We start from the raw sequence: 22,036 nt of genomic DNA on the forward strand, positions 1-22,036 counted from the left end.
CTGTCGCCGGTGACGGCCGGCGCTGGTGAATAATTCACATTGCACCGCCGAATTTCATCCCCGAAAACCCGTGATGCGTGGCAATCTGGTGTGGTCAGCGACAGCTAGACCCTCAATTTGGTAAAGGCTGTAAAGATATGTCCCGCCCCATGATCGGCCGGACGGTGCGGCGATTGCGCCAGGAGCGCGACCTGACCCAGCAGGCCCTCGCCGTCCGGCTCGGCATCTCCGCCAGCTACCTGAACCTGATCGAGCATGATCAGCGGGCGGTCACCGCCGGCCTGCTGATCAAGCTGACCGACGTGCTGCAGGTCGACCTGGCGCGGCTCTCCGGCCAGACCGAGCGCCAGATGGAGGCCGGGCTGCGGGAGGTGCTGAGCGACCCGATGCTCGGGCTCGAGGCGGTGCCGGAGAACGAAGTGACGGCGCTGGCGGCCTCCGCCCCCAATGCGGCGCGCGCGATGCTGACGCTCTATCGCGCCTGGCGGGTGGCGCGGGAGGATGCTTCCGGCATCGCGCTGCCGAGCGGGCGCCGCATGCTGCTGCCGACCGAGGAAGCGCGCGACCTGTTCCATGACCGCGCCAACCACTTCCCGCCGCTGGAGGCGCTGGCCGAGCGCATCGGCGCGGAGCTCGGCGCCGCACCCGCGGAGCTGAACCACGCGATCGCCGAGCGGCTGCGCCAGCGGCATGGGCTGCGCATCCTGGTCGGGCCGCTGGAAGGCGCGCTGCGCCGGCACGATTCCGCGACGCGAACCCTGATGCTCTCGGAATCGCTGCCGCGCGAGAGCCGCGGCTTTCAGATGGCCTTCACCCTGATGCTGCTGGAAGGGACGGAGGCGGTACAGGTGGCGATCGGCCCGCCGGAGCCATCCTCCACCGAGGCGGCGCAGCTGATCCGCATCGGGTTGCTGAACTACGCCGCCGGCGCGCTGCTGATGCCCTACGCGCCGTTCCTGGCCGCCGCGCAGGCGCTGCGCCACGACGTGGAGGCGCTGGCGGCGCGCTTCGGCGTCAGCTTCGAGCAGGCCTGCCACCGGCTGTCGACCCTGCAGCGGGAGGGCGCGCGCGGGGTACCCTTCTTCTTCCTGCGCGTCGACCCCGCGGGGAATGTGGACAAGCGTTTTTCCGCCGCCGGCTTTCCCTTCGCGCGCTTCGGCGGCAGTTGCCCGAAATGGATCGTGCACCGCGCCTTCGACGCACCAGGAGCGGTGCGCGTGCAGGTGGCGAAGCTGCCGGACGGCGCCGCCTTCCTCTGCTTCGCACGCCGCGTCGAAGGCCCGGCGCCGCGCTGGGGCGAACCGGCGCCGCTGCATGTCATCGCCATGGGCTGCGACATCGGCCGCGCCGGGGAGATGGCCTATGCGGACGGGCTTGACCTCGACGCCGCGGCGGTCGGCATCGGCCTGTCCTGCCGGCTCTGCGAGCGTGAGGATTGCCGGAGCCGCGCCTTCCCGCCGCTGGAGCACCGCCTGGCGCTCGACCCTGCCGTGGAATCCGCCAGCCCCTGGCGCTTCGAGCGCGGCCGGGGTTAGCTGGCCGCCACAATTGCGGGGGGAAGCGCGCATGCTCGAGGTCTTCGGCCGGGCGAATTCGATCAATGTCATCAAGGTGCTGTGGCTGCTCGACGAGCTCGGCACGCCCTATGCGCGCCATGACGCGGGCATGGCCTTCGGGCGCGTCGATGATCCCGACTACCGCGCGATGAACCCGAACGGCCGCGTGCCCACCATCCGCGACGGCGATGTGGTGCTGTGGGAATCGAACAGCGTGCTGCGCTATCTGGCGATGACCGCGGGCGAGCGCGGCCTGGCGCTCTATCCCGCGGATCCGGCGGCACGCGCCAGCGCCGACCGCTGGATGGACTGGCAGCTTTCCACCCTGAGCCCGGCGGAGCGCAACCTGTTCTGGGGCCTGGTCCGCACCCCACCCGAGAAGCGCGACATGGAGGCGGTGCGCGCCGCGGTCGCGGCGAGCGCTGCCTGCTGGCGCATCCTGGATGCCCGGATCGCGGCCGGCGGGCCCTATATCGACGGCGCCATGATGACGATCGCCGATATCGTGCTCGGCGCCTATGCACGGCGCTGGTTCGGGCCGGAGGTCGCGATGCCGGAGATGCCGCAATTCCCGGCCCTGGCCGCCTGGTACGCCAGGCTCGGCGAGCGCCCCGGTTTCCAGCGCTGGGTTAATCCGAAGTTATATTGAGCCTCAATCGCCGGCGCCGGCATCCGCCGGCTTGGCTTGCGCGCTGTCAGGGCGCATTGGCGACATCGGTCGGTCGCGCGCGGGGCCGCATTCGCGGCCCCGGAGCATCGGCTTCGCCTCGCTCCGCAGAAATCGAGGGCGGCCTGCGGCCGCGGGGTTCGGGCCTGGGGCCGATCCGGCTGTACGGGAGACGTGATGGAACTTCCGCCTTTCGGTCCGCTCGCAACGACGCTCTTGAGCGCGCTGGTCGCCGGGCTGGCGCGCGGCTTCTCGGGCTTCGGCGCGGCGCTGATCTTCATCCCGCTGGCGAGCGCCGCGGTCGGGCCGCGCGCCGCGGCGACCTTGCTGCTGATCGTCGACAACCTGACGACCCTACCGCTGATCCCACCCGCCTGGCGCGTGGCCGCACGGCGGGAGATCGCGGTGATGGCCGCCGGCGCGCTGGTCGGCGCGCCTTTCGGCGCGGCGCTGCTGCTGAACCTCGAACCCGTGCTGCTGCGCTGGGGGATGTGCCTGCTGGTCGCGGCGATGCTGGTGCTGCTCGCCTCCGGCTGGCGCTATCACGGCAAGCCGCGCTTCGAGCTTTCCCTGGTGATCGGCGCCGTCTCCGGCTTCTGCTCGGGGGCGGCGCAGATGGGCGGGCCGCCGGTCGTCGCCTATTGGCTGGGCGGCGCGATCCCGGCGACCCGCGTGCGGGCGAATATCGTGCTGTTCTTCGCGATCACCGGCCTGATCAGCGCGGTGGTCTATGGCATCGGCGGACTGCTCAACACGCAACTGCTCCTGGTCGCGGCCCTGATGGCGCCGATCTACGGCGCCGGGGTCTGGGCAGGCGGCCGGCTCTTCGGCTTCGCAAGCGAGGCGACCTTTCGCCGCGCCTGCTTCGTGCTGATCGGGCTCGCCGCCCTGCTCGGCCTGCCACTCTGGGACGGGCTGCGCCGGTAGCGAAGGCTCACCCCTTCACGTCCATCGCCTGCCGTAGCCCATCGCTCAGCATGTTGAAGCAGATCGAGGTGACGAAGATGCAGGCACCCGGCAGCACCGCCACCCAGGGCTGCACATAGATCGCAGTGCGCAGCGTGTTCAGCATCAGGCCCCATTCCGGCTCCGGCGGTTTGGTGCCGAGGCCGAGGAACGACAAGCCCGAGGACAGGATCATGCAGACGCTGATCAGACCGGTGGCATAGACGAAGATCGGCCCCAGCACGTTGCCCAGCACATGCACGCGCACGATGGTGAAGGCCCCCGCGCCGGAGGATCGCGCCGCATCCACGAAATCGAGGTTGCGGACGCTGGTGGTGACGCTTTCGGCGACCCGGATGATCTGCGGCACGAAGACCATGGTCAGCGCCAGGATGGCGTTGAAGATGCCCGCACCCAGCGCGCCGGAGATCGCGACCGCCAGCAGCACCGAGGGGAAGGCGTAGAAGACGTCGGTGGTGCGCATGATCGCCATGTTCACGCGGCCGCCGGCATAGCCCGCGAGCACGCCGAGCGTGGTGCCGATGACGAAGGCAAGCGCCACCGGGACGATGCCCATGAACCAGGAGAGGCGCCCGCCATGGATCAGCCGCGTCAGCATGTCGCGGCCGAGCTCGTCGGTGCCGAGTGGGTAGTTCGTGGTGCCGAGGCCGCGCAGGCGCCGGATCATGCTGCCCTGGTAGGGATCGTGCGGTGCCACCAGCGGCGCGAAGACGATGACCAGCAGCATCGCCAGCAGCACGATGGCGCAGGCGATGGTCACGGGGTCGCGCCGCACGCGCTTCCAGACGCCCGCCCAATAGCCCTGGGAGCGTACCGCCGCCTGGCGCGCCTGGACCGCGAGTTCGGCTTCCGCCGCGGTGGGTGTGGTGCTGCTCATGCGCGCTTTATCCGGGGATCGAGGGCGGTCTGCATCAGATCGACCAGCAGGTTCAGGGCCACGAAGAACATCGCCAGCACCAGGATCGTGCCCTGCAGCACCGGCAGGTCGCGCTGGAAGATGGCGCTGTTCAGCAGCAGCCCGGTGCCGGGCCAGGAGAACACCGTCTCCACCAGGATCGACCCGCCCATCAGGTAGCCGAGCTGCAGGCCCATCACGGCCAGCGCGTTCGGCGCGGCGTTCTTCACCACATGCAGGAAGACGTCCAGGCGACGCAGCCCCTTGCCGCGCAACGCCGTGACGAATTCCTGGTTCATGATCTCGGCGACGATGCCGCGCACCGTGCGGGTCACGATGCCCATCGGGATCACCGCGAGCGTCACGGCCGGCAGCACCAGGTGCTGCATATGCTCCCAGTTCCAGGCCCAGTCGCTGCTGCCACCGGGGCCTGCCCCCATCGCCGGCAGCCAGTTGAGCTGCACCGAGAAGATCACCACCAGCACCATGCCGAGCCAGTAATGCGGCACCGAGACGCCGGCCACCGCGATCGTGGTCGCCACGCGGTCGAGGATGGAGCCGCGGAAGGTACCGGCGACGCCGCCCAGCAGGCAGCCGATGATGAAGCCGAGCAGCGCCGCGCAGGTCGCCAGCATCAGCGTATTGCCGATCGCGGTCGAGAGGTCGGACCAGACCGGGCGGCCAGTGGCGAGCGATCGGCCGAGATCCCCTTGCACCACCTTGAAGAGCCAGAGCCCGAACTGCACCGGCAAGGGCTTGTCGAGCCCGTAGTCGCGCCGCACCTGCTCCACCACATCGCCCGGCGCGTCGGGCGGCACGATGGCGTTGATCGGGTCGCCCGGCGCGATCTGCACCAGCATGAAGCAGAAGAACCCGACCGCGAGGGCGATCGGCACGGCGTAGAGAATGCGCCGGATCAGATAGAGGAACATCGCGACCCCCAGGCTCGCTCCGTTGCCGAAGCAGGGAATGCGGCCGGCGGCGGATGCCGCCGGCCGCCACTAGACTACTGGATGCTCGGCAGCCGCAGGTCCACGAACCAGCTCTGCGGCTGCACGAAGCCGCGGACACGCGGGCTCATCGCCCGCGGGCCCACGTCATGGGCGATCCAGATGAACAGCGCCTCGTCGACCCCCGCCGCATGCAGGCGCGCCAGCGCCGCGTCGCGCTCCGCCGGTTCGAAGGCGTTGCGCGCGGCGGCGATCATCTGGTCGAAGCGCGGATCGTTGAAATGCCCCCAGTTGTTGGAGACCGGCGGCGCCATCTTGCTCTCCCAGAAGCGGACCATGGCGAAGAAGGGATCCATGGCGGCGAAGGAGACGTTGATGGCATGCGCGCCGCGCGCCGAGGCATCCTGGCAGCCGCGGCGCCAGTTGGTGAACAGCGCGTTCCATTCGATCACGTCGAATTCGATGTTGAAGCCGACCTGCCGCAGGTCCTGCTGCAGATACTCGTTCATCGACAGCGGCTGCATCTGGCCGGAGCCGGAGGCGCTGATCTGCACCTTGATGGTCACCGGCCGGTTCGGGCCATAGCCGGCTTCGGCCAGCAGGCGCCGCGCCTCGTTGCGGTCGGTGCGGATGTTGAAGCCCGGATTGCCCCACCAGGGATGGCCGGGCGCGACGGTGCCGACCGCCGGCGCCATGAAGCCGCCCAGCAGCTCCCGCAGGCCGTCGCGGTCGATCGCGAGGTTCAGCGCACGGCGGATGCGCACATCCGCCAGCGGGCTGCCCTGGGTGAAGCAGGGCTGCCAGGGCCAGACATGCGGCTGCGGGTTCTGCGCAATGACCATGTTGCGGGCGCGGAGCTGCGGCACGGCATCGGGCGACGGCGCCTCGATCCAGTCCACCTGGCCGGAGAGCAGCGCGGCGGTGCGGGCATTGGCTTCCGGGATCGGCAGCAGGACGATGCGCTCGGCGCGTGCCTTCTCGCCCCAGTAGCCGTCGTTGCGCGCCATCTCCGCCCGCTCGCGCGGGACCAGGCGGGTCAGGCGGAAGGGGCCGGTGCCGGAGGGCGCGGCAGCGAAGGCGTTCCAAGCGGCCTCGGCATTCGGCGTATTGGCGCGGTGCCGCTCCCAGGCGGCCGGCGAGGCCATGAAGAGATTGGTGAGGTTGATCGGCAGCAAGCTGTCCGGTTCGCTGGTGTAGAGCGCGACCGTGTGATCGTCGATCTTCTCGGCCCGGCGCAGCGTCGGCATGCGCGATGCGGTGAGGCCGACCTGGCGCGCGTCGTAATGCGGCGCCTCGCGGTCCAGCACCTTGCGGACATTCCAGATCACCGCATCGGCGTTGAACGGGCTGCCGTCATGGAAGGTGACGCCGCGGCGCAAGGTGAAGATCCAGCGGGTGCGGTCGGCCGGGTCGCTCCGCCATTCGGTGGCGAGGCCCGGGATCACCGTCGACGGCCGGTCGGCCGCGGACAGGTCCCACATGGTCAGGCTGTCGTAGAGCGGGATGCCGGTGAAGCGGTTGCCCTCGAAGCCCTGGTCAGGCTGGCCATGGGTGAGCGGGATATCGGCTGCGGTCATGCCGATGCGGATGGTGCCGCCCTGGGCATGGGCCTCAGGCGCCAGAGCAAGCGCCGGCAGCGCGGCCAGGCAGGCGGCGAGAACGAAGCGACGGAACATGGTGCGGTTGAACCCCCCTTCTTGTTTGGCCGCGACTTGGCGCGACCCCGGCGGGCAAACCGGCTCGCAAGGGTCGTGCCATGGTGCATGCACGGCTATGTTAGCGCAGCCGCCAGGGTCCCTGCCCAGCAAGAAGGCAAATGCCGCCAGATGAAGCTTCTGCTTGTGAACGGAAACACCGATCCGGCCATCACCGCGCTCATCCTGGCACGTGCGGAGGCAGCCCTGCCGCGGCTCGGGCTGCCGCATCTGAGGCTGGAGGCGGTCACGGCGCCCTTCGGGGCCCGCTACATCGCCAGCCGGGCGGCGGTCGCCGTCGCCTCCCATGCGGTGCTCGAGGCGCTGGCCGAGCACCTGACCCCTGCCCATGACGCCGCCATCATCGCCTGCTTCGGGGAGCCGGGGCTGGAAGCCGCGCGGGAGCTCTGCGCCGTGCCGGTGCGCGGCATGGCGGAGGCGAGCCTCGCGGTCGGCTTCCGCATCGCGCCACGCATCGCCCTGCTGACCGGCGGTGCCGCCTGGGTGCCGATGCTGGAGGAATTCTGCGCGTTGCGCGGCTTCGGCCGCGACCAGGTGCTGGTGCGCGCGGTCGCGCCCACCGGCGACATGATCGCGCGCGAGCCGGATCGCGCGCTGGCCCTGCTGGCCGAGGCGGCGCGGGACGCGGCGGCTGAGGGCGCGGCGGCGGTGGTGCTCGGCGGCGCCGGGCTCGCGGGTCTCGCGGAGCGCATCGCGGGCGAGGTGCCGGTGCCGCTGCTCGACAGCCTGGACTGCGCGCTGATCGAGGCGGCCGCCGGCTCGGCCACCGCCTGCCCCGCCTCGCAGGCGCCCCAGGCGGGGCTGTCGCCGACGCTTGCCGCGCTGTTCGGTCGCATGCCCGCAACCTGAAGGTCTCGTAAGGCCGTATCGCCTTTTTCCTGCGATGACGCGTGATAAGCTCCGCCGGCCAAAGCCCCTGATGTCAACGAGGGCTCAGCGAGGAAAACGTCCCATGCAACGTCGACACCTGCTCTCAGGGGCAGCCGCGGCCATGGCCGTCGGCGGTCGCCTTGCCGCCCCCGCCATCGGCGCCGAAACCAAGACGCTGATCCATGTACCGCAGGCCAGCATGGCCAGCCTGGATCCGGTCTGGACCACGGCGGTCGTCACCCGCAACGCCGGGGCGATGATCTGGGAAACGCTTTACGGGCGCGACGAGCAGCTCCGCGCCCGGCCCCAGATGGTCGAAGGCCACACGGTCGAGGATGGCGGCAAGCGCTGGACCATGCGGCTGCGCGAAGGGCTGCTGTTCCATGACGGCGAGCCGGTGCGCGCACGCGACTGCGTCGCCTCGGTCCGCCGCTGGATGAAGCGGGATCCGATCGGCCAGACCATCGAGGCGCGGCTCGATGCGCTGGAGGCGCCGGATGACCGCACCCTGGTGTTCCGGCTGAACAAGCCCTTCTCCTCGCTGCCCTACGCACTGGCGAAGACCCAGCCGACGCCGGTGATCATGCCGGAGCGGCTGGCCCTGACCAGCCCGCACACCCAGGTCGCGGAGGTCATCGGCAGCGGGCCGTTCCGCTGGGTGGCCAACGAGTTCGTGCCGGGCAGCCGCTCGGTCTTCGCGAAGAACGAGCGCTACAATCCGCGCAACGAGCCGGCGAGCTTCTGCGCCGGCGGCTATCGGGTGATGGTCGACCGGGTCGAGTGGCGCTTCATCCCGGATCCGGCGACATCAGGCAACGCCCTGATCAACGGCGAGGTGGACTGGATCGACCAGCCGCTGCCGGACCTGCTGCCGCTACTGCGGCGATCGCGCGGCGTCAGCGTCGAGGTCCTGGACAATTACGGCACCTTCGGTGCGATGCGGCCGAATTCCATGCAGGGGCCGACCGCCAACCCGGCAATCCGCCGGGTGATGCTGGCGGCGGTCGACCAGGTCGCCTGCATGACCGCGGCAATGGGCGAGGACCGTTCGCTGTTCCGTGCCCCGGTCGGCTTCTTCCTGCCCGGCACGCCCTCGGCAAGCGATGTCGGCATGGAGGCGGTGCTGAACCGGCCGAGCCTGACCGAGCTGAAGCGCATGCTGGCCGCGACCGGCTATGCCGGGGAGCGGGTGGTGCTGATGCACCCGACCGACCAGAGCTTCTACCACGCCATGACCAGCGTGGTCGCGGCGGGCCTGCGCGAGGTCGGCTTCAACCTCGACGAGCAGTCGATGGACTGGGGCACGGTGGTGCAGCGGCGGACCAGCATGGAGCCGCTCGAGAGGGGCGGCTGGTCGCTGTTCCCCTCTGGCTTCCCGGCGGCGGAGTACCGCGACCCGGTCTTCGCCTCCAACCTGCGCGGCAATGGCCGCGACGCCTGGTTCGGCTGGCCGGACGACCCGCAGGTCGAGGCGATGCGCACCGCCTGGATGGACACCACCGACGAGGCGGAGCAGCAGCGGCTGGACCGCGCGATCCAGCAGCGCAGCTTTGAGACGGTGCCCTTCATCCCGCTCGGCCAGTACCTGCCGCCGGCGGCCTTCCGGCGGAACATCACCGGCTTGCTGAAGGGCGCCGTGCCGGTCTTTTGGAATGTGAGTAAATCTTAGATGACTTATGTCTGACCTCAGGCGCCGGCGCCGGCATCCGCCGGCTTGGCTTGCGCGCTGTCAGGGCAGCTCCGGTGACGGCTGTCGGTCGCGCGCGGGGCCGCATTCGCGGCCCCGGGGCATCGCTGCGCTCGCCCCGCAGAGATTGGTGGCGGCCTGCGGCCGCTGGGGGGTTGGACTAGGCTGGGGCCTTTAGCGCCCGCTTAAGCAGGCGGTGCGCATGATCGCGCACGATGAGTGCAAAACGCAGGGGCCGCGGCGGCGGCACGATCGTCATCAGGCGCGAGGAATCCGGGGAACACGCCCATCACGGGGGTGCCTGGAAAGTCGCCTACGCCGATTTCGTGACCGCGATGATGGCGTTCTTCCTCCTGATGTGGCTGCTCAATGCCACGGACGAGGAGAAGCGCCGAGGCCTCGCGGACTACTTCTCGCAGGCCAACCTGCTCGGGCGCGGCGCCTCCGGCTCCGGCCAGCCCTTCGGCGGGCGAACCCCGCATGACCCCTCCCCGATGACCACGACCACCGGCGCGCCGCGTCTCCAGATGGGGACGGCCGTGGTGCTGGACATCGAGGAGGACGACAGCGACACGCCCGCCACGCCGATCGTCCGCCGCGAGGGCCCGCTCGGTGAAGACGAGGACGCGGAGGCGCGCCGCACCCAGGCGACCCCGGATGGCGCCCGCGCCGGTCCCGCGCCCGCGCATGCCGGCCCCGCGACCCGGCCCGCCGAGCTCCCCGATCCGGAGCGGCTCACCGATGCCGCACTCCATGCCGAGCAGGCCCGGCGCGAGCAGGCCGCTTTCGAACAGGCGGCCGAGCAGATCCGCCAGGCGGTCGCCGCCGACCCGGCGCTGGCCGATCTCGGGCGCCAGCTCATGATCGAACAAGTGCCGGAAGGGCTGCGCATCCAGCTCCTGGACGCGGAGCGGCAGCCGATGTTCGCGCTCGGTGGCGCCGCGCCCAATGACCGCTCCCGCGCGCTGATCGCGCGCGTCGCGCAGGTTGTCCAACGGCTGCCCAACGCCATCTCCATCGCCGGCCACACCGACGCCACCCAGTTCCGCGGCGCCGGCAGCAACTGGGATCTTTCGGCCGACCGCGCCAATGCCACGCGCCGCCTGCTGACCGAGGCGGGCGTCGCGGAGACCCGGATGCGCAGCGTCACCGGCATGGCCGACCGCGACCTGTTGATCGCCGACCAGCCGAACAACGCCGCCAACCGGCGCGTCTCGATCACCCTGATCCGGCAGGCGGGGGAGCAGGGCCGATGACCTCGATCGCCGGCCTTGGGCTGCTGCTCGGCGCCGTGTTCGGCGGCTACATGCTGGCCGGCGGCAAGTTCGGCATCATCATGCATGCCCTGCCCTTCGAGATGATGATCATCGGCGGCGCCGCCGCCGGTGCCTTCATCATGGCGAACAGCCTGAGCGACGTGAAGCACACGCTCAGCGCCATCGGGAAGAGCCTGAAGGGTGCCCGCTTCCGCAAGCAGGACTATCTGGAGCTGCTGAGCCTGCTCTACTTCCTGGTCCGTCTGGTGCAGACCAAGGGCCCGATGGCGCTGGAGCCGCATATCGAGAAGCCCGATGAGAGCACCGCCTTCCAGAAATTCCCGAAGCTCGCCGCCGATCACCACGCGACGCATCTGATCTGCGACTACCTGCGCATGGTCGGCATGAATGCCGACGACCCGCACCAGATCGAGGACGTGATGGCGCGGGAGCTGAAGAAGATCCACCAGGAGGAGCTGCACGCCTCCCACGCGCTGCAGAGCGTCGCGGATGCGCTGCCGGCGCTCGGCATCGTCGCGGCGGTGCTCGGCGTCATCAAGACCATGGCCTCGATCGACCAGCCGCCGGCGGTGCTCGGCGCCATGATCGGCGGCGCGCTGGTCGGCACCTTCCTCGGCGTGCTGCTCGCCTATGGCCTGGTCGGCCCCTTCGCCAGCCGGCTGAAGGGCGTGGTGGACGAGGAAAGCAAGTATTTCGAGGTGATCCGCGCTGTCCTGGTCGCGCATCTGCATGGCAATGCCCCACAGGTCGCGGTGGAGACCGGCCGCAAGATGGTCCCAAGCGACCAGATGCCGAGCTTCCCGGAACTCGAGCAGGCGCTGCAGGATCTGGTGATCGCTTGAGCCGACGGGCATCTTGACCTGCGGTGCGTGGCGGCACAATCAGCCGGGCCATGGACACCGCCCCCGACCACGCCGCCGCCTCCTCTCCCTTCCATGACCTGCTCGGGCTCGAGCTGGCCGAGTGGCGCGCGGGCTTCGCGCGGATGGTCTGCAGGCTCGGCCCGCAGCACATGAACCGCTCCGGCATCGCGCATGGCGGCGTGATCCTGGCGCTGATCGACCAATCGGCCGCCTTCTCCGGCCTTCATTGCACGGTGCCCGGCAATGTGCGGCGGGCGGTGACCGTCGACCTCGACTGCCGCTTCACCGGCCAGGTCTCCGCCGGCATCGTCAGTGCCGAAGGCCGCGTCGTCAGCGCCGGCCGCAGCATCTTCTTCTGCCGCACGGACGTCTTCGACGCGGAAGGCCGGATGGTGGCCTTCGGTGCCTCCACCCACCGCTACCGCAAAGGGAGCGAAGTGCCGGAGGGCGTGCCGGCAGGGACACCGGTGTAACCCTGTCCCGAAGTGGGCTCTGCCCTCTCCGGGACCGCGTCACACCAGCGCGTCCGTGTTCGCCCCGCACACCAGCACGCCAACCCTGGCGCCGGCCGGCGGCTGGAAGGCGCCGCAGACCAGCGCCGCCAGCGCGGTGGCGCCGCCGGGTTCCACGGCCAGGCGGCAGGCATCCCAGAGGCGGCGCCGGGCTTCGGTGATGGCCGCGTCCGGCACCAGCACGCTCTCGATGCCCTGCGCCTGGGCGGCGGCGAAGCCGAGCGCGCCGATCTGCCGTGCGCCCAGGCTGTCGGCCGCGACGCCGCCGACCGGGGCCGCCACCGGCCGGCCGGCGGCAAGCGCCAGATGCAGCGCCGGGCAGCCTTCCGGCTCCACGGCGACCAGCCGTGTCGCGCCGCCCCAGCCGGCGATGCCGCCGATCAGCCCGCCACCGCCGACCGCGACCAGGAGATGGGTCAGACCCGGCGCCTGGCGCTCGATCTCCGGCGCCAGCGTGCCCTGGCCGGCGAGCACGGCCGGCTGGTCATAGGCATGGATCAGGCGCGCGCCGGTCTCCGCCGCCCTCGCCTCGGAGGCCTGGCGGGCCTCGTCGTAGGTGGCGCCGCCGATCACCAGCCGGGCACCGAGTGCCGCGATGCGGGCGCGCTTGGCGGCACCGGTGATCTCCGGGACGAAGATCTCGGCGGGGACACCGAGGGTCCGGGCAGCGGCGGCGACCGCGGCGCCGTGGTTGCCGCCCGAGGCGGCGATGACGCCGGCACCCGGGACCGGCGCCGCCAGCAGGCTGTTGAAGGCGCCGCGCGCCTTGAAGCTGCCGGAGACCTGCAGATGCTCGAGCTTCAGGAGCAGCGGCGCGCCGGCGGGCAGCCCCAGCGCCTCCGGCGGCAGGGCGAAGACGGGGGTTTCACGGACATGGCCGGCGATGCGTGCGGCGGCGGCGGTGATTGCCGTGCGATCGGAATGATTCACATTCATCCCGTCAGGCTGGCAGGGCCCGGCCCGCAGCACAACCGCGCGGCGCTTCCCCCCTCGCCCCCTTTCTGCCATCTTCCGCACCCGCGAACAGGCGGGCGACCCCTTTGGAGGCGACATGACCTTCCACGGCGGTTGCGCGGCCCGGAACGGCGAGGGCGTGATGCTCCTCGGTCCGCCGGGGTCCGGCAAATCGGACTTGCTGCTCAGGCTGCTCGGCCACGGCTGGACGCTGGTGGCGGATGACCAGGTGGAGGTAGTTGCGCATGGCGGGTCCGGGCTCGTCGCTTGCGCCCCGCCCGCGCTCTCCGGTCTGTTGGAGGTGCGCGGCGTGGGTATTCGGAAGGACGTGCCGGTGACGCCGCAGGTGCCCTTGCGCCTGGTGGTGCGGCTGGTGCCGCGCGCCGATGTGCCGCGCCTGCCGGATGCCGCGGCCTGGACCCATGCCGGGCACGCCCTGCCGGTGCTGGCGCTCGATCCCTTCGCCGCCTCGGCCCCGGACAAGCTGGCGCTGGCGCTGGATGTCGCGCTCGGCAAGGCGCGCCTCGCCTCGGGCTTCGGCTGAGCACCTGACCCATGGACATCGCCCCCCCGTCCGATCCTGCATCCCCGTCCCAGCGCGAAACCGTCCTGGTCACCGGCCTGTCCGGTGCCGGGAAGGCGTCCGTGCTGAAGGTGCTGGAAGATCTCGGCTTCGAGACGGTGGACAACCCGCCGCTCTCGGTGCTGGAGGCGCTGGTCGGCGACGGCACCCAGCCGCTCGGCGCCGGCATCGATGCCCGCACCCGCGATTTCGAAGCCGCGACCGCGCTGCGCCTGCTGGACCGGCTGCGGATGCGTCCGGACATCGCGGTAACGCTGGTCTTCGTGACGGCCGAGGCGGATGTGATCCTGCGCCGCTATACCGAGACGCGCCGGCGCCACCCGCTGGCGCCCGGAGGCCCGCTCGGCAGCCGGGTCGCGGACGGCGTTGCCCGGGAAGCGGCGCTGATGGCGCCGCTGCTGGATGCCGCCGACATGGTGGTTGATACCACCGACCTGCCGTTGCCGGAGATGCGGCGGCTGATCGAGCGCCGCTTCCGCCCGGAAGGCGGGGGCCTCTCGCTCAGCGTGATGTCCTTCGCCTATCCGAAGGGGCTGCCGCGGGAGGCCGATCTGGTCTTCGACTTGCGCTTTCTGCGCAATCCGCATTACGACCCCGTGCTGCGCCCGCTGACCGGGCGTGACCCCGAGGTCGCCGCCTTCATTGAGGCGGACCCGGATTTCGCGCCCTTCTTCGCACGCATGACAGGGCTGCTGGATCCGCTGCTGCCGCGCTACACCGCAGAAGGCAAGAAATACCTGACGATCGCGCTTGGCTGCACCGGCGGGAAGCACCGCTCGGTCCTGGCAGCGGAACGCCTGACACACCATCTTCACGCAGACGGCTGGCGGGTGGCGCTCACCCACCGGGAGATCGGCGGCGGCATTTTGCCGGCCGCGGTCCCGGCCCCTGCCGCCGAACCCCGCAACGGCAGCGCCGCCGACGGGAAGACGGGTCGGGAGGCCCTGACGAAGACATCATGATCGGTCTTGTGCTGGTCACCCACGGCCGTTTGGCCGAGGAGTTGCGGCTCGCCATGGAACACGTGGTCGGCAAGCAGCCCGCCGTCGCCACCGTCTGCATCGGGCCGGAGGACGACATGGAACACAGCCGCCGCGATATCGGCGGCTGCATCGATGCCGTGGATCAGGGCGACGGCGTCGTCGTGCTCACGGACATGCATGGCGGCACGCCGTCCAACCTGGCCGTGCAGATGATGCAGGAGCGCGCCGGCGTCCAGGTGATCGCCGGCGTGAACGTGCCGATGCTGGTCAAGCTCGCGAAGCTGCGCGGCAGCGAAAAGCTGGCCGACGCCGTGGAGCATGCCAAGATGGCCGGCCGCAAATACATCGCCTGCGGCGCCGACATACTCAACGGCAATGTGAACGGCGTGGTGAAGAACGGGGGACGCGGCACGTGAACGAATGGCCGGATGATGCGGATGCGCGGCCAGAGCCCGTCATGACGCCCGTCGCCGCCGATGCCGGCACCACTGGCGGCGATCTGGTACTGCGTCGCACCATCGTGATCTGCAACGCCCGCGGCCTGCATGCTCGCGCCGCCGCCAAGCTGGTGGCGCTGGCCGAGCGATATTCCGCCTGCATGAACGTCGTGGCCAATGGTCAGACGGTGCCTGCCTGTTCCATCATGGGCCTCATGATGCTGGGGGCCGGGAAGGGCGCCCAGATCACGGTCGAGGCCGAAGGATGGGACGCAAGGGAAGCCCTGGACGCTGTGGCCGGCCTCATCGAGGCCGGCTTCCATGAAGACTGACGCGCCGAAGGAAGCGCCTTCGAAGGGGAAGCCGGGGAAAGGCAAGCCACGCGAGGTCCGGCTGACCGGCATCGGCGTGGCGCCGGGCGTCGCGATCGGCCCGGTCTACGACACCTCCGAGGCGCCGACCGAAGCTCCCCGGCGCTCCATCACGGAGGCGAAGGTCGAGGACGAGCGCGGACGGCTCGTCGCCGCCGTCACGCTGTCCCGCAAGCAGATCGCGAAGCTGCGCAACCGCATCTCCGTCCTGCCGGAAGAGGCGCAGGAGGAGATCGGGCCCCTGCTCGATGCCTATGGCCTCATGCTCGGCAATTCCCGACTAATCCGAGGGGCACGCAAGCGGATCGAGACCGACCTCCTGGCCGCCGAGACCGCGGTCGCCGATGAGGCGGAGGCGATCGCCGCCGTCATCCTCGCCGCCAAGGATGACGACAAGACCGGGCTGACCCGCCGCGCCGCGGAGGTGCGGGAGATCGGGCGCCGCCTGGTCCGCAACCTGACGGCCCAGCCTTTCCGCAGCCTCAAGAACCTGCCGGAAGGCTGCATCCTGGTCGCCGAGGAGCTGCGGCCGGCCGATGCCGCGCTGCTCGACCCCTCCCGCATCGCCGGCGTCGCAACCGAGGAGGGCGGCACCGACGGCCACACCGCGATCATGCTGCGCGCGCTCGGCATCCCTTCCGTCGTCGCCTGCACCGGCCTGACGGAGGCCGCCGTGCGCGGCGACATGGTGGCGCTGGACGGCGCCAGCGGCATCGTCGCCGTGCACCCGACGCCGTCCACCCTTGCCGGTGCGAAGGAGAAGCTCGCCGCCTTCGCGCGGGAGCGCGCCAAGCTTGCGAAGCTCCGCCGGCTGCCCGCCAAGACCACCGATGGCGAGCTGGTGGAGCTGCAGGCAAACCTCGAGATCCCGCAGGAGCTGCCGCTGATCGCTCAGGCCGGCGCCCAGGGCATCGGCCTGCTGCGCACCGAATTCCTGTTCATGAACCGCGAGGATCTGCCGGACGAGGAGGCGCAGGTCGCCGCCTATTCGCAGATCGTCGAGGCCCTGGCCGGCGATCCCGTCACCATCCGGGTGCTCGACTGGGGCGGCGAGAAGGACATGGAAGCGCTGGCGGAAGGGATCGTGCCCGCCCATGCCGGCCCCAACCCGGCGCTCGGCCTGCGCGGGCTCCGCATGCTGCTGAAGCGGCCGGAGCTCCTGGAAGTGCAGTTCGCCGCCATCCTCCGTGTCGCGGCGCGTGCGCCGCAGGGCGCGGTGCGCGTGCTGCTGCCGATGGTGACCATCCCGGACGAGGTGAAGCAGGCGCGGGAGATCTATGACCGCGTCGCGCGGCGGCTGCGCCGCCGCGGCGAGAAGCTGCCCGAGTCGCTGCCGATGCTGGGCGCGATGATCGAGACGCCGGGTGCCGCACTCGCCGCCGATGCCATCGCGCTGGAAGCGGATTTCTTCGCGATCGGCACCAATGACCTGGCGATGTACACCCTCGCCGTCGATCGCGCGGAGGCGGATGTCGCGCATCTCTACGACCCGCTGCATCCCGCCGTGCTGCGGCTGATGCAGTTCGCGACCGAGGCGGCGCTGCGCATCCGCATCCCGGTCTCCGTCTGCGGCGAGATGGCGGGGAATGCGAAGCTGGTGCCGCTGCTGCTCGGCCTCGGCATCCGCTGCCTGTCGATGAACGCCTCGGCGCTGCCGCGGGTGAAGCAGGCGGTGCGTGCGCTCGACATCACCGACTGTGCCCGCTTCGCCCGCCGGGTGATGGAGCAGAGCGACCCCGCCCGCATCCGGGAGCTGGTGAGCGAGTTCGGGGCGGAGAAAGCCTAGAACCCGCCCCCTCACGCGGGAGTGACCCTGCGCCCCCGCATGGCCGCATTTCCGTCGCCTCCCGGACATCGATGAGAATTCATCTTGGACCCGCGCGGAAGCCCGCGTGGCCTGCGGTGCAGCAGGCGGCCCAGAACCGGGAGCGGAGATCGATGTCGGGACTGACCAGGAAGATCCTGCTGCGCGGCGGCACCTTCGCGGCACTCGGGGCTATCGCCCTGGGGCGGGCCGCCCCGGCCGCCGCGGAGAGCCAATCCTCCGACAGCAATTCGGACTGCTCGAACGGTCGCTGCCGCCGGGTGGACCGGCTGACCATCGAGGATGAGCGCGGGCGCCGCGGCTATGTGCGGACCGAGCGCTGGCGGGAAGGCCGCCGCGACAGGGAAGAAGACGACGACCGCCGTCGCGCCGCGCCCTGGCGCAGCGGCCGCAGCCGGGATGACGACGACGATTGATGGCGGACGGAGAGGGGCAAGGTCCCTCCCGGCATGCCATCACCCGGCGGTGCGCCGCTTCTCCTGCGCGTTCCGCAGCAGCGCCAGGCCGCGATACACGCCGTGCACCATCTTGCTGTAGGGCAGCGCCACGAAGAGCGCGAGCACCAGGCCGAGATGGATCGCGAGCATCACGCCCATCGCCCCGGTGTGACGCACCGCGAGCAGCAGCAGCCCGGTCGCGCTGACCAGGAACAGCAGCAGCAGCATCGCGTATTCGCCGCCGAGCACCTGCTTCGCGACAGGCACCGGGTCGGTGACGATCTTCAGCCGGATCAGCCCGGCGGTGCCGATGCAGAGGAAGACGCCGCCCCAGGTGCCGAGCTGGACGGGCAGGCTGAGGAAGTCATAAGGCGAGTGCCAGCCGAAGATGTTATGGTAGATCGCGCCGACCGTGGTCGCGGCGAAACACAGCATGAAGCCGCCGAACATCGCCTGGTGCAGCCAGCGCTTCTGCATGGCGAAGCTGTCGTCGACGTCGTTGCAGCCATGCCCGCCGCCGCCGAGGTTGCGCAAGGTCACGATGTCGACCGCGGCATCCGCGACCGGCGCCGCCGCCAGCGGCGCGCCGCCGCTGCCACCGGTGCCGCGCCAGTAGCGGACGCCGCCGATCGCCATCGCGATAATGGCATAGCCGAAGGTGATGCCGGCGATGCCCATCATCAGCCAGAGCGGGATGACCCGGAAAAAGGCGCCTTCGCCGCGCTGCGCGCTGTAGAGCACCGTCGGGTCCTGCAGCGCCGCGGTCAGGATCAGCACCAGCGCGACGCCGAGGGCGGCGAGCAGCGACACCAGCGTGCCGTTGCGCTCGAAGGCGCCGCCCATGCCGGCGGGCCAGGCATAGGTGGCGTAGCTCTCCTGCCGGATGGTCGAGAAAGTCGCCGGCAGGTTGATGCCGAAGGCATGCGGCGGTGCGTATTGGCAGGCGTGGTAGCAGCCCTTGCAGCCGTGGCAGAGATTGGCGAGGTGGGTCAGGTCGCCGGTCGAGAATTCCCGCCGCATCGCCATCGCCGGGAACACCGCGCAATAGCTCTCGCAATAGCGGCAGGCATTGCAGACTTCGAGGTTGCGGCGCGCCTCGATCATTGCGTCAGATTCGCGCTCCGCGCGGGGGGCTTCAGTTTCTTGCATGGCGCGCGGCCTCCTCGCCCGCGAGGCGTCCGAAGACGGTGCCGATCGCCATCCCGAAGCCGGCCAGGTAGCCCTGGCCCAGGATATTGCCGGCCATGATCTCGCCCGAGGCGAAGAGGTTCGCCGAGGGCTTGCCGTCGGCCATCAGCACCCGCGCCCGGTCGTTCACCTTCACGCCGAGGAAGGTGAAGGTGATGCCGGGCCGCAGCGGATGGCCGTAGAAGGGCGGCGTATCGATGCGCCGCGCCCAGTGGCTCTTGGGCGGGGTCAGCCCTTCGGTGCGGCAGTCGTCGGGCTTCATCGGCGTGAAGGTGCCGTCGCGGACCGAGGCGTTGTAGTCGGCGACCACGCGTTCCAGCTTGCCGGCGTCGAGCCCGAGCTTGCCCGCGAGTTCCGCGATGGTACCGGCCTTCTCCGGCGGGAAGACGCTGGGCAGGTAGTTGTGCAGCGCCTTGCTGTCGGTGATGGCATAGGCGCGCTGATCCGGCTGCTGGGCGATCAGGCGGCCCCAGATGGCGTAGCGCTTCGGCCAGACATCCTCGCCCTCGTCGTAGAAGCGCTCCACGTCGCGGTTCACCACGATCGCGAAGGGCACGCAGTCGAGGCGCATGGCGAGGCCGCCATCCTCCATCGGCGCGCGCGCATCATTGGCGACGGCGTGGAACTGGGTGGGGTCGCCCACTTCCTGGATGCCCTGGGCGAGCAGGTCCTTCAGCACGGTGCCCTGGGCATAGGGGGTGCCGCGGATCTGGAAGTTATCGGCGGCGTCGCCCCAGTACTTGCGCAGCCATTCGCGATTCGCCTGGAAGCCGCCGGCCGAGGCGATGAAAGTCTTGGCCCTGACACGCTCCGGGAAGCCGCGGCAGCTCAGGATCGCTTCCGTCGCGAAGCCATCCTTCACCTCGATATGCTGCACCTCGGTATCGTAGAGGACGGCGATGCCGAGCTTCTCGGCGGTGCGGTACAGCGCATTGATCAATGCCTTGCCGCCACCGAGGAAGAAGGCGTTGGTGCGCGACAGCGACAGCGTGCCGGAGAGCGAGGGCTGAAACACCACCCCGCATTCTTCAAGGAAACCCGGCGCGTGCTGGGAGGCGCGGATGGTGGTGCGCGCCAGATGTTCGTCGGTGCGCCCGCCGGTGACCCGCAGCAGGTCGTCCCAGTACTCCTCTTCCAGGTAGCTCTCGGTCAGCACCCCGGTCGGCGCCGGATGCAGCGCCCGGACATTGCGCGTGTGCCGGCTGTTGCCGCCGCGCATCGCCTTCGGTGCATGCTCGGCGACCAGGACGGACGCTCCGGCCTCCCGCGCCGTGATGGCGGCGCAGAGCGCGGCATTGCCGCCGCCGACCACCACCACGTCCCAGATCCGGGTCAGGTCCACCATAGGGTCTCTCTCCTCGGGACGCCTATGTATCCACGGGTATCCAGTGAGGTCCAGATGGTTCTTCCAATCGGAGGGGCCGGTCCGCTACATGGGAGGCATGCTCCGCTCCCCGACGCCTCCCGCCACGCGCGACCTGGGTCAGGAAGCCTATGCGCGGATGCGCGACCAGATCCGGGACGGCTCCCTCGCCCCGGGCATCCGGCTGACCGAAACCGACCTCGCCGCCCGCCTCGGCGTCTCCCGCACCCCGATCCGGCAGGCGATCGCCCGGTTGGAGGCGGAAGGCCTGGTCACGCATGAGCCGCGGCGCGGCCTGACGGTCACCCGCCCCGACCACCAGCAGGTGGTCGAGCTCTATGTCATGCGCGAGGTGCTGGAAGGTGCGGCCGCGCGCCTCGCCGCCCAGCATGCCAGCGAGACCGAGATCGCCGCGATGACCGAGCTGGTGGCAAAGGAGCCGCAGTATTTCACCGATGCCCGCGCGCTCGCCGAGACCAACCAGCGCCTGCATGGGCTGCTCTACCTGGCGGCCCATAACCGCTACCTGCTGCGCAGCCTGGAACAGCTTTCGGCGACCATGGCGCTGCTGCCTTCCCTGCTGACCCAGGGCGGCCGGGCGGAACAGGCGCATGACGAGCACCGGACCATTCTCAAGGCACTGCGCCGGCGCGACGGCGACGCCGCGGAATCGGCGGCGCGGGCGCACGCGGTCGCCGCGCAACGCCACCGGCTGGCCTGGATGGTGCGCACCATCGGCGTGCCCATGGCGACGCCAGGCGGGTAAGCGCGTCCTCGGAAAGGGCACCGCCTTCCTGTCTAGCTTGGAGAGATACCAGGGGAGGCGACGTCAGCGATGGACCAACGCCGCCCTCACAGGACCATCCCCGTCTACGGGATGACGTAGCCGCGGGCGGCGCCGATGCTGCGGTTCCAGGTGGTGCTGCAGTCGGCCCAGACGCGGTTGCAGCCGTCGCGGAAGGTCGGCAGCACGACGGCAGTCACGGCGTCGCGGACACGGGCTTCGTCTTCGGGCGGCACGGCGGCGATGGTGGTCGAGAAGCGGCGGCCGGTGCAGGCGGGTTGGCCACCAAGGCAGGCCAGGGATTCCGCATCGCTGACCTCGGCGAGCTGCCAGAGCTCGCGCTCGAGCCGGGCGAAGGCGCGGGAGAGGGCTTCCTGCTGTTGGGGTGAGAAGCGGCGCCAGGCCTGGGCGCTCATGAAATGGCCCTGGATGCCGCCGGCGAGGGAGAGCGGCAGGACGTGGGTGATGACTTCACCCCAGTTGCCAGCATAGGCGGAGACGGCGGAGGTGATGCCGCAGGCGACGACGCCGCGCTGGAGGGCGGGGTAGACCTCGCTGAATTGCAGGCTGATCGGGCTGGCGCCGAGATGGGTGAGCAGTGCGGTCATGCTCGGCGTGTAGGAACGGACCTTGAGGCCGCGAAGATCGGCGACGCTGCGGACCGGCGCATTGCAGAAGAAGTATTGCGGACCGAAGGGCCAGAGGGCGACGGCGCGGGCGCCGAAGCGGTCCAGCAGGCGGCGATCGAAGGCTTCGCGGCCGGCATCGACGGCGGTGCGCAGCTCGGCGACGGTCGGGCTGACGCCGATGAGGTCGAGCCCGTCGAAGAAGGGCTCGTCGCGCGCAACCGGGCCGATCACCACCGACATCACGTCGAAGGCGCCGCTGCGCAGATGGCGCAACGCGTCGGCGGCCTGCACGCCGACCTGGTCCATCGGGTTGTAGGTGATCTGCAGGTTGATGTCGGTCTCCGCGGCGAGGCCGCCGTAGAAGGCGCGCTCGATGTCAATGTGCTTCTGGTTGGCCGCGAAATGCCCGGTGATGCGGAGCGGCATCGCCGGCCCTTGCTGCGCGGCGGCGGGGGCGAGCGGCAGCGCGAGGAGGCAGAGGGCCGCCACAGCGCGGCGGAGGTGGCGCAGCATTCCCGGATCTC

The 22,036-nt window shown here is 70.5% G+C and carries 22 protein-coding genes; 15 read left to right on the forward strand and 7 right to left on the reverse strand.

Annotation, left to right across the window (positions count from 1 at the left end):
• The first annotated feature begins 137 nt into the window (after window positions 1-137).
• From GXW71_RS13305 to GXW71_RS13315, 3 genes are all read left to right on the forward strand, one after another.
• Complete coding sequence (locus GXW71_RS13305) at window positions 138-1,535, forward strand: helix-turn-helix domain-containing protein (RefSeq protein WP_211853004.1); 1,398 nt, start codon at window positions 138-140, stop codon at window positions 1,533-1,535.
• 31 nt (window positions 1,536-1,566) lie between these two features.
• Window positions 1,567-2,205: a glutathione S-transferase family protein gene (locus GXW71_RS13310; RefSeq protein WP_211853005.1), complete on the forward strand. Its 639-nt coding sequence runs from the start codon at window positions 1,567-1,569 to the stop codon at window positions 2,203-2,205.
• A gap of 195 nt (window positions 2,206-2,400) precedes the next feature.
• Complete coding sequence (locus tag GXW71_RS13315; RefSeq protein WP_211853006.1) at window positions 2,401-3,150, forward strand: sulfite exporter TauE/SafE family protein; 750 nt, start codon at window positions 2,401-2,403, stop codon at window positions 3,148-3,150.
• Between the two features lie 7 nt (window positions 3,151-3,157).
• Here GXW71_RS13315 and GXW71_RS13320 read toward each other — a convergent pair whose 3' ends face one another.
• The 3 genes from GXW71_RS13320 to GXW71_RS13330 all read right to left on the reverse strand — a co-directional run bounded on the left by GXW71_RS13320 (window position 3,158) and on the right by GXW71_RS13330 (window position 6,710).
• Complete coding sequence (locus GXW71_RS13320; RefSeq protein WP_211853007.1) at window positions 3,158-4,066, reverse strand: ABC transporter permease; 909 nt, start codon at window positions 4,064-4,066, stop codon at window positions 3,158-3,160.
• Window positions 4,063-5,016 (reverse strand): ABC transporter permease, encoded by a 954-nt coding sequence (locus tag GXW71_RS13325; protein ID WP_211853008.1) that lies wholly within the window; start codon window positions 5,014-5,016, stop codon window positions 4,063-4,065. Before GXW71_RS13325 ends, GXW71_RS13320 begins: the two co-directional genes overlap by 4 nt.
• Window positions 5,017-5,090: 74 nt before the next feature.
• Window positions 5,091-6,710 (reverse strand): ABC transporter substrate-binding protein, encoded by a 1,620-nt coding sequence (locus tag GXW71_RS13330; protein WP_211853009.1) that lies wholly within the window; start codon window positions 6,708-6,710, stop codon window positions 5,091-5,093.
• Window positions 6,711-6,860: 150 nt separating this feature from the next.
• Here GXW71_RS13330 and GXW71_RS13335 point away from each other — a divergent pair, with 150 nt between their 5' ends.
• The 5 genes from GXW71_RS13335 to GXW71_RS13355 all read left to right on the forward strand — a co-directional run bounded on the left by GXW71_RS13335 (window position 6,861) and on the right by GXW71_RS13355 (window position 11,919).
• Entirely contained in the window at window positions 6,861-7,598 is a 738-nt protein-coding gene (locus GXW71_RS13335; protein ID WP_211853010.1) for an aspartate/glutamate racemase family protein, read from the forward strand.
• A 103-nt stretch (window positions 7,599-7,701) separates the two neighbouring features.
• Window positions 7,702-9,288, forward strand: a complete 1,587-nt coding sequence (locus GXW71_RS13340) for an ABC transporter substrate-binding protein (protein WP_211853011.1) — start codon at window positions 7,702-7,704, stop codon at window positions 9,286-9,288.
• Between the two features lie 233 nt (window positions 9,289-9,521).
• A complete protein-coding gene (locus GXW71_RS13345; RefSeq protein WP_211853012.1) occupies window positions 9,522-10,562 on the forward strand; it encodes a flagellar motor protein MotB in 1,041 nt (346 codons plus the stop codon).
• Window positions 10,559-11,425: a flagellar motor stator protein MotA gene (gene motA / locus GXW71_RS13350; protein ID WP_211853013.1), complete on the forward strand. Its 867-nt coding sequence runs from the start codon at window positions 10,559-10,561 to the stop codon at window positions 11,423-11,425. Before GXW71_RS13345 ends, motA begins: the two co-directional genes overlap by 4 nt.
• Window positions 11,426-11,475: 50 nt before the next feature.
• Complete coding sequence (locus tag GXW71_RS13355) at window positions 11,476-11,919, forward strand: PaaI family thioesterase (RefSeq protein WP_211853014.1); 444 nt, start codon at window positions 11,476-11,478, stop codon at window positions 11,917-11,919.
• A 39-nt stretch (window positions 11,920-11,958) separates the two neighbouring features.
• Here GXW71_RS13355 and GXW71_RS13360 read toward each other — a convergent pair whose 3' ends face one another.
• Window positions 11,959-12,888 (reverse strand): serine/threonine dehydratase, encoded by a 930-nt coding sequence (locus tag GXW71_RS13360; RefSeq protein WP_367617301.1) that lies wholly within the window; start codon window positions 12,886-12,888, stop codon window positions 11,959-11,961.
• 121 nt (window positions 12,889-13,009) lie between these two features.
• On the opposite strand from GXW71_RS13360, the gene GXW71_RS13365 reads away from it, so the two are divergent.
• The 6 genes from GXW71_RS13365 (at window position 13,010) to GXW71_RS13390 (ending at window position 17,527) form a co-directional block, all read left to right on the forward strand.
• On the forward strand, window positions 13,010-13,456 hold the full coding sequence (locus GXW71_RS13365; RefSeq protein ID WP_211853016.1) for an HPr kinase/phosphorylase: 447 nt from the start codon (window positions 13,010-13,012) through the stop codon (window positions 13,454-13,456).
• Window positions 13,457-13,467: 11 nt separating this feature from the next.
• Window positions 13,468-14,457: an RNase adapter RapZ gene (gene rapZ, locus GXW71_RS13370; RefSeq protein WP_211853017.1), complete on the forward strand. Its 990-nt coding sequence runs from the start codon at window positions 13,468-13,470 to the stop codon at window positions 14,455-14,457.
• Window positions 14,454-14,894, forward strand: coding sequence for a PTS sugar transporter subunit IIA (locus GXW71_RS13375; RefSeq protein WP_211853018.1), 441 nt, complete (start codon window positions 14,454-14,456; stop codon window positions 14,892-14,894). Before rapZ ends, GXW71_RS13375 begins: the two co-directional genes overlap by 4 nt.
• Before the next feature lie 41 nt (window positions 14,895-14,935).
• Window positions 14,936-15,247, forward strand: coding sequence for an HPr family phosphocarrier protein (locus tag GXW71_RS13380; RefSeq protein WP_211853019.1), 312 nt, complete (start codon window positions 14,936-14,938; stop codon window positions 15,245-15,247).
• Window positions 15,237-17,072, forward strand: coding sequence for a phosphoenolpyruvate--protein phosphotransferase (gene ptsP / locus GXW71_RS13385; RefSeq protein WP_211853020.1), 1,836 nt, complete (start codon window positions 15,237-15,239; stop codon window positions 17,070-17,072). Before GXW71_RS13380 ends, ptsP begins: the two co-directional genes overlap by 11 nt.
• 152 nt (window positions 17,073-17,224) lie before the next feature.
• Window positions 17,225-17,527 (forward strand): hypothetical protein, encoded by a 303-nt coding sequence (locus GXW71_RS13390; protein WP_211853021.1) that lies wholly within the window; start codon window positions 17,225-17,227, stop codon window positions 17,525-17,527.
• 39 nt (window positions 17,528-17,566) lie between these two features.
• On the opposite strand, the gene tcuB is transcribed toward GXW71_RS13390, so the two are convergent.
• Both tcuB and tcuA read right to left on the reverse strand, forming a co-directional pair.
• The gene (tcuB, locus tag GXW71_RS13395) at window positions 17,567-18,697 is read right to left on the reverse strand and encodes a tricarballylate utilization 4Fe-4S protein TcuB (RefSeq protein WP_211853022.1); all 1,131 of its coding nucleotides are present in this window, start codon (window positions 18,695-18,697) and stop codon (window positions 17,567-17,569) included.
• Window positions 18,684-20,081: an FAD-dependent tricarballylate dehydrogenase TcuA gene (gene tcuA, locus GXW71_RS13400; protein ID WP_246526538.1), complete on the reverse strand. Its 1,398-nt coding sequence runs from the start codon at window positions 20,079-20,081 to the stop codon at window positions 18,684-18,686. Before tcuA ends, tcuB begins: the two co-directional genes overlap by 14 nt.
• A gap of 97 nt (window positions 20,082-20,178) precedes the next feature.
• Here tcuA and GXW71_RS13405 point away from each other — a divergent pair, with 97 nt between their 5' ends.
• Complete coding sequence (locus GXW71_RS13405; protein ID WP_211853023.1) at window positions 20,179-20,865, forward strand: GntR family transcriptional regulator; 687 nt, start codon at window positions 20,179-20,181, stop codon at window positions 20,863-20,865.
• Between the two features lie 104 nt (window positions 20,866-20,969).
• Here the strand turns inward: GXW71_RS13405 and GXW71_RS13410 are convergent, their stop codons facing one another.
• Window positions 20,970-22,025: a TRAP transporter substrate-binding protein gene (locus GXW71_RS13410; protein WP_211853024.1), complete on the reverse strand. Its 1,056-nt coding sequence runs from the start codon at window positions 22,023-22,025 to the stop codon at window positions 20,970-20,972.
• Window positions 22,026-22,036 lie beyond the last annotated feature (11 nt).

Source organism: Plastoroseomonas hellenica (assembly GCF_018129085.1).
Taxonomy (GTDB): Bacteria; Pseudomonadota; Alphaproteobacteria; order Acetobacterales; family Acetobacteraceae; genus Plastoroseomonas; species Plastoroseomonas hellenica.